This is a genomic window from Pedococcus dokdonensis, assembly GCF_900104525.1.
Lineage (GTDB): Bacteria > Actinomycetota > Actinomycetes > Actinomycetales > Dermatophilaceae > Pedococcus > Pedococcus dokdonensis.
The window spans coordinates 197,768-210,206 of record NZ_LT629711.1 but is presented as its reverse complement, the minus strand read 5'-3'; the positions used below and the strand labels follow the sequence as shown (position 1 = coordinate 210,206).

Annotated in this window: 11 protein-coding genes; 3 read left to right on the top strand and 8 right to left on the bottom strand. The window is 68.8% G+C overall.

Going from position 1 to position 12,439, the window contains the following annotated elements:
• The first annotated feature begins 3 nt into the window (after nt 1-3).
• Both BLQ34_RS01055 and BLQ34_RS01050 read left to right on the top strand, forming a co-directional pair.
• A complete protein-coding gene (locus BLQ34_RS01055) occupies nt 4-546 on the top strand; it encodes an RNA polymerase sigma factor (RefSeq protein WP_091780332.1) in 543 nt (180 codons plus the stop codon).
• Entirely contained in the window at nt 543-1,154 is a 612-nt protein-coding gene (locus BLQ34_RS01050) for a hypothetical protein (protein WP_091780329.1), read from the top strand. The genes BLQ34_RS01055 and BLQ34_RS01050 overlap by 4 nt, the downstream gene beginning before the upstream one ends.
• 76 nt (nt 1,155-1,230) lie before the next feature.
• On the opposite strand, the gene BLQ34_RS01045 is transcribed toward BLQ34_RS01050, so the two are convergent.
• The 5 genes from BLQ34_RS01045 to BLQ34_RS01025 form a co-directional block, all read right to left on the bottom strand.
• Nucleotides 1,231-2,283 (bottom strand): ABC transporter ATP-binding protein, encoded by a 1,053-nt coding sequence (locus BLQ34_RS01045; protein WP_091780326.1) that lies wholly within the window; start codon nt 2,281-2,283, stop codon nt 1,231-1,233.
• Nucleotides 2,276-3,325 carry an ABC transporter ATP-binding protein gene (locus BLQ34_RS01040; protein ID WP_091780321.1) on the bottom strand — a complete coding sequence of 350 codons (1,050 nt, stop codon included), beginning with the start codon at nt 3,323-3,325 and terminating at the stop codon, nt 2,276-2,278. Before BLQ34_RS01040 ends, BLQ34_RS01045 begins: the two co-directional genes overlap by 8 nt.
• Nucleotides 3,326-3,344: 19 nt before the next feature.
• Nucleotides 3,345-4,274 (bottom strand): ABC transporter permease, encoded by a 930-nt coding sequence (locus BLQ34_RS01035; protein ID WP_091780318.1) that lies wholly within the window; start codon nt 4,272-4,274, stop codon nt 3,345-3,347.
• Nucleotides 4,267-5,193, bottom strand: coding sequence for an ABC transporter permease (locus BLQ34_RS01030; RefSeq protein WP_091780314.1), 927 nt, complete (start codon nt 5,191-5,193; stop codon nt 4,267-4,269). Before BLQ34_RS01030 ends, BLQ34_RS01035 begins: the two co-directional genes overlap by 8 nt.
• 265 nt (nt 5,194-5,458) lie before the next feature.
• Nucleotides 5,459-7,120 (bottom strand): peptide ABC transporter substrate-binding protein, encoded by a 1,662-nt coding sequence (locus BLQ34_RS01025; RefSeq protein WP_091780311.1) that lies wholly within the window; start codon nt 7,118-7,120, stop codon nt 5,459-5,461.
• Between the two features lie 338 nt (nt 7,121-7,458).
• Here BLQ34_RS01025 and hisN point away from each other — a divergent pair, with 338 nt between their 5' ends.
• Complete coding sequence (gene hisN / locus BLQ34_RS01020) at nt 7,459-8,250, top strand: histidinol-phosphatase (RefSeq protein ID WP_091780308.1); 792 nt, start codon at nt 7,459-7,461, stop codon at nt 8,248-8,250.
• A 22-nt stretch (nt 8,251-8,272) separates the two neighbouring features.
• Here hisN and BLQ34_RS01015 read toward each other — a convergent pair whose 3' ends face one another.
• The 3 genes from BLQ34_RS01015 to BLQ34_RS01005 are packed head-to-tail and all read right to left on the bottom strand — an operon-like array spanning nt 8,273 to nt 12,395.
• Entirely contained in the window at nt 8,273-9,661 is a 1,389-nt protein-coding gene (locus tag BLQ34_RS01015) for a M16 family metallopeptidase (protein ID WP_091780306.1), read from the bottom strand.
• Nucleotides 9,658-10,944 carry a M16 family metallopeptidase gene (locus BLQ34_RS01010; RefSeq protein ID WP_091780304.1) on the bottom strand — a complete coding sequence of 429 codons (1,287 nt, stop codon included), beginning with the start codon at nt 10,942-10,944 and terminating at the stop codon, nt 9,658-9,660. The genes BLQ34_RS01015 and BLQ34_RS01010 overlap by 4 nt, the downstream gene beginning before the upstream one ends.
• Nucleotides 10,945-10,970: 26 nt before the next feature.
• Nucleotides 10,971-12,395: an NAD(P)/FAD-dependent oxidoreductase gene (locus BLQ34_RS01005; RefSeq protein ID WP_091780302.1), complete on the bottom strand. Its 1,425-nt coding sequence runs from the start codon at nt 12,393-12,395 to the stop codon at nt 10,971-10,973.
• Nucleotides 12,396-12,439 lie beyond the last annotated feature (44 nt).

Genomic DNA, 12,439 nt, shown 5'->3' with positions numbered 1-12,439 from the left:
GTGATGGAGTCCGTGGGCGTACTGGGCAGTGGAGCGCGCGAGGCGTTGGCGGCACCGGCCGCCGACGCCCTGGTCGTCGACCTCTTCGCCGCGGAGGCGACCCGCCTCGTCTCGCTCGCGAGGTTCTTCGTCGAGGACCGCACCGCCGCGGAGGACCTCGTGCAGGAGGCGTTCATCCGCTTGTCGCGCAACGCCCACCGCATCCGCGACCCGGAGCGCGCCGCCGCCTACCTGCGGTCGATCGTCGTCAACCTCGCCCGGGACCACAACCGCCGCGGCCTCGTCTCGCTGCGCCACCGCCCGCCTGCCGTCGTCGACGAACCGTCCGCGGAGGAGACCGCCGCGGCCCGCGAGTCGCGGTCCGAAGTGGTGGCCGCGCTGCGGGGGCTGCCCCGCCGGCAGCGCGACTGCCTGGTCCTGCGCTACTACCTCGACCTGTCCGTCGAGGAGGTCGCGACCACCCTCGGCATCTCGACCAACTCGGTCAAGACCCACGTCCAGCGGGGCATGCGGGCCCTCGCGACGAGCTTGGAGGAGAAGCGATGAGCACCCTCGAGGAACGGCTGCACGAAGCCCTCGTCACCGAGGGCACCCGCGCCGAGCCGTCACCTGACCTCTTCGCCCGGGTGGTCGCCTCGATCGACGATGACCGGTCCCGGCGTCGCCGCCTCGCGCGCGTGGGCGCCTGCTGGCTGGTCGGCAGCGCCCTCGTCGTGGGCGCCGTGCTGGTACTCACACCGAGAAATGCGAAAGGACTGCTCATGCCCTGGTGGATCCTCGAGGTGGGCACCAACCTCGCCCTGCTGGCCATCGCCCTGTGGCTCGGCCCGTTCATCAAGCGCTTCGGTCGCGCGTATGCCGCGGACGTGTTCCACGACAACCCGCTCACCGGCAAGAGCTACATCGTCCTCACGGACATCGTGTACTACCTGATCTTCGCCGCCTACATCCTCTTCAGCGTCCACGTGGCGCCGCAGGTGGAGTGGAAGAACTCGATCTCCGGCAGGGTCACCGCCGAGCAGGTGACCTTCGAGCTGGGCCGGCTCGGCGGCATACTCCTCATCATCGGCATCCTGCACGGGCTGAACATCGTGCTCATGCCGCTCCTCGGGCGGATCTTCTCGCTCAACCGGCGGCTGCCGTCCCGCCCATAGGCGGGGCAGCCGTACACACGACGGTGCCGCCCTCCCAAAGGAGGACGGCACCGTCGGTGCGGCAGGATGCGGCCGGTCAGGCGCCCGCGGTCTGCGCGGTCGGGTCGACCTCGGTGAGGTCGATCGTCTCGATGATCTCCCGCGGTGCCGCGAAGTGGCAGGCCGACAGGTGCTCACCGGCGCCGTCGGGGCGCATCTCGAGCAGTGGGAGGTCGGTCTTGCACTTGTCCTGCGCCTTCCAGCACCGGGTGTGGAAGCGGCACCCCGAGGGCGGGTTGGCCGGCGAGGGCACATCGCCCTTGAGGACGATCTGCTCGCGCTTGTCGCGCAGGGTCGGGTCAGGCACCGGGACGGCGGACAGCAGGGCCTGGGTGTAGGGGTGGGTGGGACGACCGTAGATGTCGTCCTCCTCCCCCAGCTCTGCCATCTTGCCGAGGTACATGACGCCGACGCGGTCGGAGATGTGGCGGACCACGGACAGGTCGTGCGCGATGAAGATGTAGGACAGGCCGAGCTCGTCCTGCAGCTTCTCCATCAGGTTGACCACCTGCGCCTGGACCGACACGTCGAGCGCGGAGACCGGCTCGTCGCAGATCAGCACCTTCGGGTTGAGCGCGATGCCCCGGGCGATGCCGATGCGCTGCCGCTGACCACCGGAGAACTGGTGGGGGTAGCGGTTGATGTGCTCCGGGTTGAGACCCACGAGGTCGAGCAGGTCCTGCACGGCCTTGCGGCGTCCCTTCTTCGGCACCACGTCAGGGTGGATGTCGAAGGGCTCCCCGATGATGTCGCCGACCGTCTTGCGCGGGTTGAGCGAGGTGTAGGGGTCCTGGAACACGATCTGGATGTCGCGACGCAGCTTGCGCATCGCGCGACCCTTCTGCGCGTACATGTCGACGCCGTCGAAGACCACGCTGCCCGAGGTGGGCTCCTCCAGACGCATCAGGAGGCGGCCGAGCGTGGACTTGCCACACCCGGACTCACCGACGATGCCCAGCGTCTCGCCCTTGAGGAGCTCGAAGCTGACGCCGTCGACGGCCTTGACCTGACCGACGGTGCGACGCAGCACACCTCCCTTGATCGGGTAGTACTTGACCAGGTCGGTGGCGGTCAGAATGGCCTCAGCCATGGAGGACCTCCTCGGCGAAGTGGCAGGCGCTCTCGCGGCCGGGAGCGACCTCGAGCAGGGCAGGACGGTCCTCGCGGCACACGTCCTGGGCGTACTTGCACCTGGGGTTGAACGCGCATCCGGCCGGGATGCGCATCAGGTTCGGCGGCAGGCCACCGATGGCGGCGAGCTGCTGACCCTTCTGGTCCAGGCGCGGGATCGACTCGAGCAGACCCTTGGTGTAGGGGTGCCCCGGCTGGCGGTAGAGGTCGAACACGTCGGCCCGCTCGACGATCCGGCCGGCGTACATGACCGCGATCTTGTCGGCGACGTCGGCGACCACGCCGAGGTCGTGGGTGATCAGGATGAGCCCCATCTGGCGCTCCTCCTGCAGCTCCTGGAGCAGGGCCATGATCTGCGCCTGGACGGTCACGTCCAGGGCGGTGGTCGGCTCGTCGGCGATCAGGACCGCCGGGTCGAGCGCGATCGCCATCGCGATCATGATGCGCTGGCGCATGCCGCCGGAGAACTGGTGCGGGTAGGCCTTCACCCGCTCCTTGGCGGCCGGGATCTGCACGCGCTGCATGAGCTTGACCGCACGCTCGAGGGCGTCGGACTTGTTCACGCCGCGGTGCACCCGGAACATCTCGGCGATCTGCCAGCCGACCGGGAAGACCGGGTTCAGCGACGACAGCGCGTCCTGGAAGACCATCGAGATCTCCGGGCCGCGGGTCTTGCGCCGCTGCTCGTCCGGCATCGTCAGCAGGTCCTGGCCGCAGTAGCGGATCTGGCCCTGCGGGATGACTGCCGGTGGCATGTCGAGGATGCCCATGATCGCCTGCGCGGTCACGGACTTGCCCGACCCGGACTCGCCGAGGATGGCCAGGGTCTGGCCCTCGTAGAGGTCGAAGTTGACGCCGTTGATCGCCTTGGCCACCCCGTCAGGGGTGTGGAACTCGACGTGGAGGTTCTCCACCTCGAGCAGCAGGCCGTCCTTGGGCTGGTATGCCGGGCCGCCCGCGGACTTCGCGGACTTCGGCGTGGACTCAGTGGTTGTGGTCATCTGTCGTGTCTCTCCCGCCTCAGCGCGACTTCGGGTCGAAGGCATCGCGCACGGCGTCGCCGAGCATGATGAAGGCCAGCACCGCCAGGCTCAGGAAGAGGCTGGGGAACAGCAGGATGTGCGGGGTCGTGCGCAGCGCCACGATCGCGTCGGAGATGGCCACACCCCACGACACGGCCGGCGGCGTGAGCCCGATCCCGAGGAAGCTCAAGGTGGCCTCCACCGAGATGAACACACCCAGGTTGATGGTCGCCACGACGATCATCGGCGCCAGCGCGTTCGGGAGGACGTGGGCGCGGATGATCCGCCACGGCGACGCCCCGAGCGCCCGAGCTGCCTGGACGTAGTCGTTCGGCTTCACCTGGAGCACGCTCGACCGCATCAACCGGGCCAGGCCCGGCCAGCCGAAGATCGAGAGCACCAGCACGACCTTGCCCACGACGAGCAGGTAGGGCGAGTTGACGTCGTTGGGGAACGTCGCCATGAACAGGATGCCGCCCAGCAGCAGCGGGATCGCGAAGAAGATGTCCGTGATGCGCGAGACCACCGCGTCGAGCCAGCCGCCGTAGTAGCCCGCGATGACGCCGAGGGCTCCACCGATGAGGACCGTCGCGATCGAGGCGAACACACCCACCAGGATCGACGCCCGGGCACCGTAGATGGTGCGCGAGTAGATGTCGTAGCCCTGGATGTCCCGGCCGAACCACGCGTCGCCGCTCGGCTTGGCACGGGCCTCCTTGAGGATCGCGGCGTTGGGGTCGACGTTGGTGAACAGCGACGGCAACGCAGCCATCAGCACGAACACGACGATCAGGACCGCGGAGAACCAGAAGATCGGGTTCTTCTTCAGCGACCGCCAGGCGTCGGACGACAGCGAGCGGGCCTCGTCCTGTCCGGGTGCGGGGGCGCTGGTCTCGGCGCCAACGGCAATGGTCGATGCCTCAGTCATGGCTGATCCTCGGGTCGAGCACGCCGTACAACAGGTCGACGAGCAGGTTGACGAGCAGGAACACCAGCACCAGGACGGTCACCGTGCCGACGACGGACACACCGTCGCGGTTGCGGATGCCGGTGAACAGGTAGCCACCGACGCCCTGGATGTTGAAGATGCGCTCGGTCACGATCGCACCGCCGAGGAGCCCACCGAAGTCGGCGCCGATGAACGTCACGACCGGGATCAGGGAGTTGCGCAGGGCGTGCAGGCCGATCGCCCGCTGCCGGGTCAGGCCCTTGGCGATGGCGGTGCGCAGGTAGTCCGCCCGCAGGTTCTCGACGAGGTTGGTGCGGGTCAGCCGGGCGACGTACGCGATCGAGGCGCTACCCAGCACGAAGGCCGGGAGCAGCAGCTCGTAGAACGTCGCCTCCGGTGACACCGTGACCGGGAACAGCTTCGCTCGGACGCCGAGGTAGTACTGCAGCGTCGCGCCGATGACGAAGACGGGGATGGCGATGACGAACAGGGTGCTCACGAGGACGAGGTTGTCCATGAACTTGCCCTTGCGTATGCCGGCCAGCACACCGGCGATGACCCCGATGATGGTCTCGAAGATGATGGCCATGCCGGCCAGCTTCGCGGTGGTCGGGTAGCGCTGCTCGAGCTCGTCGGAGACGGCGACGCCGCGGAACGTGGTGCCGAGGTCGCCCTGGACGAGGTTGCCCATGTACTTGGCGTAGCGCGTCGGCAGCGGGTCGTTGAGGTTGTGCTCGAGCCGGAACTTGGCGGCGAAGGCCGGGGAACAACCCCGCTCGCCACACATGCCTGCCGTGGGATCACCGGGCAGTGCGAAAACCATGGCAAAGATAATGAACGTGGACCCAAGCAGCACCGGGATCATCTGGAGGAGTCTCCGAAGGATGTACTTGTACACGTCACCTCCCTTGATCTGACGCCACCGGGTGGGGTGCTCCCGGGCGGCGTGGCTGGACTAGCCGTGTGCAAGGGCGATCCTGCACGCCCGTGTGCTTCTCACAACATAGTCGTATGGATGGTGCGGGTGTCAGGAGGCGGGGGTAACCCCTCGACTGACACCTCGACTGACCGTGGACAGGCCGTCGGCCTGCCGGCACTGGGCCGGCAGGCCGACGACGCTGCCACGGGTGCCCCACCACGGAGGTGGGGCACCCGGGGGTGACTTACTTCAGCGCCAGGCTGGAGAAGTCGATGGTGCCGAACGCGGTGACCTTGACGCCGGTGACCTTGTTGGACCAGCCGAACTGAGCGGTCGAGTACCACATCGGGATGGACGCCATGTCGCTGGCGAGCACCTTCTCGGCCTCCTGGTACTTCTCGTTGGCCGCGGCGCCGTCCTTGGCGGCCGCACCCTCCTTGAGGAGCTGGTCGAACTGGGCGCTGCTGTAGTCGCTGTCGTTCGAGCCCGCACCGGTGCCGTAGATCGGGGCGAGGAAGTTCTCGATGGACGGGTAGTCCATCTGCCATCCGGCGCGGAACATGCCCTTCATCTTGCGGTCCGTGATCTGGGCGCGGAAGGTGGCGAAGTCGACGACCGGGGTCGCGACACAGTCAACACCGAGAGCGGTCTTGATCGAGTTGCAGGTCGCCTCGACCCATGCCTTGTGAGAGGCATCGGCGTTGTAGGAGATCGTCATCTTGCCGCCCTTGAAGCCGCCGGCCTCGTCGAGCTTGGCCTTGGCCTTGGCAGCGTCGAAGACACAGGACTCGCCACAGGCGTCGGCCTTGTAGCCGTCGACGACCGGGGAGACCCAGCCGGTGGCGGGCTCACGGGTGCCGTTGAAGATCTGCTTGACGATGGTCGGGCGGTCGATGGCCATGGAGATCGCCTGGCGAACCTTGACGTCCGAGTAGTTCGGGTCAGTCTTCGCGGGCGGGAAGTTGATGGCCTGGATGACACCGACGGCCTTGGACAGGTTGCGGTCCGGGAGGTCGGTCTTGTACTTGTCATCGATGAGCGCCGACGACGGGATCGTGTCGATCACGTCGAGCTGGTTGGCGATGACGTCGTTGTAGGCGGCGTCGTCGTCCTGGTAGATCTTGAACGTGATGTTGTCGAGCTTGCCGCCGAACTTGCCCTTGTAGTCAGCGAACTTGCTCAGCTTGATCTCGGTGTTCTTGGTCCAGCTGTCGAACTTGAACGGGCCGGCGCCGATCGGCTTCTCACCGAAGGCCTTGGGGTCCGCGAAGAACGAGTCCGGGACGGGCGCGAAGGCGGTGTAGCCGAGGCGCACGGGGAGGTTGGAGACCTTGGCGGTCGTCTTGATGGTGAACGTGTAGTCGTCCTTGACGGCCAGACCGGTCAGCTTGTTGGTCTTCGCCTTGCCGGCGCCTGCACACGGGTCGTCACCGTCACCGGTGCACTGCGTGTCGGCGTAGCCCTCGATCGGGTCGAAGAAGTAGCTGCCGAGCGCGGCGTTCTCACCTGCGGCAACCCAGTTCCATGCGTCGACGAAGTTCTTCGCCTTGACCTCGGTGCCGTCCTGGAACATGTAACCCTTCTTCAGGGTCACGGTGAAGTTCTGGTTGTCCGTGGTCTCGATCTTGTCGGCGATGTCGTTCTCGGGAGCCGCCGTCTCCGGGTTGTAGTGCACGAGCTTGGCCGAGATCGCGTCGAGCACGTTGCCGCCGCAGGTCTCGTTCGTGTTGCCCGGGACAAGCGGGTTCTGGGGGTTGCACCCGCGGACCGTGACAGCCCCGCCGGTCTTGCCAGCGGCGCTGGAGCTGGGGTCATCGCTGCTGTTACCGCCACCGCAGGCTGCAGCAAGCAGCGCAACGGAGGTGATCCCAGCAAGCATGGCCACCGTGCGAGTAGTTCCTCGCATTGACGTCCTCCTACTTAGGGTCTGCCGCCCAGAGTGATGGGCGGTCGGTCCGGGCCGTGCACCGAGTGGAGCGCAGCCCTGTAACGCACAGGGCGTTCGTGTTGTGGCACCCATGAAAGGGCAAGGGAGGAGTAAAGGCGACGCTCTGGGCCAAGCCGAGACAAAAACGTGATCGTCCCGCCACCGAGTTGAGAGCAGATCTTCGGCCGGAGTGCTCTTTGTGATGGTTTCGAGATGTTTGACCCCCTACGCCCTACGACCGATGTCCGATCCGCCGCGCACCCCACCATGGGACCGGGGTCCACCGTCGCCAGCTCCTGACGGGCTAGCGTGGGCAGGTGCCCTACGACGACGACCTGCGCCTTGCCCATGTCCTGGCCGACGCGGTCGAGCGGATCACGATGTCCCGGTACCGGGCCGAGGACCTCGTCGTGGAGTCCAAGCCCGACCTCAGCCTGGTCAGCGACGCCGACAAGGCCGCCGAGGAGCTGGTCCGCGCGCAGCTCAAGCGCACGCGCCCGCGTGACGCCGTCGAGGGCGAGGAGTTCGAGACGACCGGTCGCGGGCCGCGACGCTGGGTCATCGACCCGATCGACGGCACCCACAACTTCGTCCGCGGGGTCCCCGCTTGGGCCACCCTGATCTCGCTGGTCGACGACGACATGCCGGTGCTGGGCCTGGTGGCCGCGCCGGCACTGGGCCGTCGCTGGTGGGCGGCCACGGGTTCCGGGGCGTGGTCGGGTCGCAGCCTGGCAGCAGCCAAGCGAATCTCGGTGTCCAAGGTCTCCGACGTCGCCGACGCGTCCATCTCCTACTCCAGCCTGAAGGGCTGGCACAACCTCGACCGCCACGCCGAGTTCCTCCAGCTCACCGACGACTGCTGGCGCAGCCGGGCGTTCGGTGACTTCTGGTCCTACATGCTCGTGGCCGAGGGCGCCGTCGACATCGCCGCCGAGCCCGAGCTCGCCGTCTACGACATGGCGGCCCTGGTGCCGATCGTCACCGAGGCCGGTGGCCGGTTCACCTCCCTCGCCGGCCGGGACGGCCCGTGGGGCGGCAACGCACTGGCCACCAACGGTCTGCTGCACGACGAGGTGCTCGACCGCATCGGCACCGACGCGCGCGCCTGAACCCCGCCGGGGCGACAGCGCCTCAGGAGGGGACGACGGTGACCTCCCCGACGCCCAGCGCCCGCACGCCCTCGGCACACGTGCTGGCGTCGCCGACCACCACCACGGTCCACTCCCCCTGCACCCACTCGCGGTAGGCCGCGGCGAGCCGCTCCTCGTCGAGCTGCCGCATCGCCTCGAGGGTGCGGCTGGTGAAGTCGGTGGTGAGCCCGTCGAGGGCCATCGTGACCGCCTCGTCGGCGACCGCATCGGCGGTGGCGAACCGCCCTGGTGCGGTCTTGCTGATGAAGTCGACCCCGGCACGCACCTCCTCGGCGCTGAACCCGTCGCGACCGGACTCGAGCAGCTCGAGCAGCAGGCGCACCGACTCCACGGTCGCGTCGGCGCGCACCGAGCCGGAGGTCAGGAACAGGCCCCCGACGCGGCGGGGCCGGAACACCGAGCGGATTCCGTAGGTGTAGCCCTTCTCCTCGCGCAGCACAGCATCCACCCGTGCGTTGGGTGAGCCGCCCATCACGAAACCCAGCACCGGGTATGCCGCCCAGCCGGCTTCGGTGTGCCGGTCCGGTCCGGTCCAGCCCACCAGCAGCTCGCTCTGCACCGAACCGGGGCGGTCCACGATCACCACCCGCGCGGCGTCCGCCGCCCGGGTGGGGGCGGTCGCCGACGGCGCTGCCTCGTGAGTCTGGCTCACCCACGACCCCAGCGACTGCTCCGCGAGCGCGCCGACCTCGAGCCCGGAGAGGTCACCCGCGATGACGGCGGTCATGCCGGTCGGGCCGACTCGCTGCGCGTGGAAGTCGACGACGTGCTGGCGGGTCAGTGCCGAGATGCTCGCGGCGCTGCCTCCAGTCGGTCGGGAGGCACGGTCGGCGGCGTCGAAGTGCGTGGCGATGAACTCGATCGCGGCACGCTGTGGGGCCAGGGCGCGCTCCTGCTCGATCTGGGCGAGGCGGGTCCTGCGGTGACGCTCGACCTCCGCCTCGGGGAAGACCGGCTCGGCCAGAGCCTGGCGCAGGAGGTCCAGGGCTTCGGGAAGGCGACGTTTCGGCACGTCGAGGTCGACGCCGAGGCCGCCGTCGGTGACCGACGCGCCGAGCGCAATCCCCTTGCGCTCCAACAGCTCCGCGAACTCCTCGGGAGTGTGTTCGGCGGTCCCCTCGTCGAGGAGTCGGGCCATCAGGGTGGCGACACCCTCCACGTCGCGCGGCTCGACCGACAGCGGGAACGGCAGCACCGTGCGGACCGAGATGACGTACTGCCCGGGGATGTCGTAGGCCAGCAGCTCGATCCCGTTGGACAGCGTGTGCCGCGCGGGCGTGGCGAACTGCCACGCGGCCGGCGGCTGCACGACGGGCTCCGGCGGTGTCCCGTCGTCGAACGTCCGGGCGTCCTGCTGCACGTCGCTCATGCCACCTCCTCCTCGTCGCGGACGGTCAGGTGCCGCACGACCGCCCGACTCTCCGGCCGCAGCCAGCGCGCGGCAGCGGCCCGCACGTCGTCGGCCCCGACCTCGCCGATCCGGTCGAGGAAGGTGTTGACGAACTGGTCGTCGTCGTGGAGCAGGACGTGCTGGCTGATGAGGTCGGCCCGCTCCTCCTGCCCGGCCAGGGCGGAGAGCCAGGACCGCTCGGACTGCGCCATGGCGGACTCGAGCTCCACCTCGGTCGGCCCCTCGGCCGCGAACCGCTCGAGCTCCTCGAGCACCGCTGCCTCCAGGACCTCGGGGTCCTGCCCGTCGGCGACGTCGACCACGAAGAAGCCGAGGGAGACGCCGTCGACGAAGCCCATCGCGTGCGCCTGCACGGCGTTCGCGGCCTGCTCGCGCCGCACCAACCGCTGCACGAGGCGCGAGGTGGAGAGGCCCCCCAGGACGTCGATCGCCAGGCCCGCCGCGAAGAACTCGACCGTGTTGTCCACCGGGAGCCGGAAGGCCAAATGCAGCCGGTCGTTCGGCACGTTGCCCGGCCGGTCCACGCGCACGGGGGCATCGAGCGGCTCGAGCGCTGGAACGGGCGGCCGGGCCGGCTCGGTGGTCGCAGGGAGGTGGCCGAAGTAGCGCTCCGCAGCCGCGAACCCCTCTTCGGGGGTGAGGTCGCCGACCAGGGTGAGCACGCTGTTTCCGGGACCGTAGTAGCGGCGGAAGAAGTCGTGCACGTCCGCCAGGCTCGCGGCGTCGAGGTCCTCCATCGACCCGATCGTCGGGTGGTGGTAGGGGTGGCCGGGCGGGAACACCGCGGCATACACCTCGATGAGGGCGTTGCCATAGGGGACGTTGTCGTAGCGCTGGCGCTTCTCCTCCTTGACCACGTCGCGCTGGTTGTCGAGGTTCTCCTGGGTCACGGCGTCGAGGAGATGCCCGTGCCGATCGGCCTCCATCCAGAGCGCCAGCTCGTAGGCGCCCTTCGGGACGGTCTCGAAGTAGTTGGTGCGGTCGAACCAGGTCGTCGCGTTGAGCCGCCCCCCCTCGGCCATCAGCCGGGTGAAGTGCTCACCGCTGGCGATGTGCCGAGACCCCTGGAACATCAGGTGCTCGAAGAGGTGCGCGAAGCCGGTGCGTCCGACGACCTCGTGCCGGGACCCGACGTTGACCCAGATGTTGACCGTGACGGTCGGGACGGACGAGTCGGGCGACACCACGACGCGCAACCCGTTGGGCAGCGTCGTCTGGTGGATCGGGTAGTCCAGCGGCATGGCGCCACCCTAGGCGAGTCGCCGGTTCAGAGGGCGCGACTGCCCTCCTCGCGGGCCTGCGCCACCGACAGCGTGGGTGCCTTCTTGTCGGACGCGACGCGCGGCAGAGACGGCGCGTAGCCCGAGCCGAGCTGTTCGATCGCGGTGCGCGCGAACACCTGCTGCTCGGTGACGGTGCGCTCCGAGCGACCGCGTCCCAGGAAGCTGACCGCCCAGTGCAACAAGGTGGTGAGCCGGTGCTTGAACCCGATGATGTAGACGAGGTGCACGGCCAGCCACAGCAGCCACGCCACGAACCCGGTGAACCGCAGCCGGCCGATCGAGGCCACCGCGCTGAACCGCGAGATCGTCGCCATCGAGCCCTTGTCGTGGTACACGAACGGGCCCTTCGGCTCCTTGCCGGCCAGGCGCCGCTTGATCTGGTCGGCGGCATAGCGCGAGCCCTGGATGGCGACCTGGGCGACCCCCGGGTAGCCCTTGAGCGAGGCCATGTCGCCCACCACGAACACCTCGGGGTGACCCGGCAGCGTGAGGTCGTCGTTGACGGCGACCCGGCCGGCGCGGTCGATCCCGGCACCCGACTGCTCGGCCAGCTGCGCGCCCAGCTCGGACGCCTGCACGCCGGCCGCCCAGACCTTGCAGACCGACTCGATGCGGCGGTGCGAGCCGTCGGAGTCCTCGACGTCGATGCCGGTGGCGTCGACCCCGGTGACCTTCGCGCCCAGCTGCACCTCGACGCCGATCTCGGCCAGCCGCTTCGCCGCCTTGGCGCCGAGCTGGTCACCGAACGCGGCGAGCACCGTGGGCGCCGCGTCGAGCAGGACGATGCGGGCGCGACTGGTGTCGATGTTGCGGAAGTCCCTGCGCAGGGTCCGGCGCGAGAGCTCGGCGATCTGGCCGGCCATCTCGACACCAGTGGGCCCAGCGCCGACGACGACGAAGGTCATCAGCCGCTCGATCTCCTTGGGTGTGCTGGCCAGCTCGGCCCACTCGAACGAGCCGAAGATCCGGCCGCGCAGCTCGAGCGCGTCGTCGATCGACTTCATGCCGGGGGCGAACTGCGCGAACTGGTCGTTGCCGAAGTAGGACTGGCCGGCGCCGGCCGCGACCAGCAGGGTGTCGTAGGGGGTGACGGTGTCGCGGTCGAGGACGCGCGAGGTGACCGTCCTGGCAGCCAGGTCGATGTGGGTGACGTTGCCCAGCAGGACTCGCGCATTTCGTTGCCGCGCAAGGACTTCACGGGTCGCCGGCGCGATCTCGCCCTCCGAGAGGATGCCGGTCGCCACCTGGTAGAGCAGTGGCTGGAAGAGGTGGTGCGTCGTCTTGGCGATCAGCGTGACGTCGACGTCGGCGCGCTTGAGCGCCTGCGTGCCGAACAGCCCGCCGAACCCGGAACCGATCACCACCACCCGGTGGCGCGTCGTGGTCGTGGGCACCTGCTGTGCGGTCATTCCACCACTCTCCTGTGAAACACGGAGGACGGCTACCCCGGCTC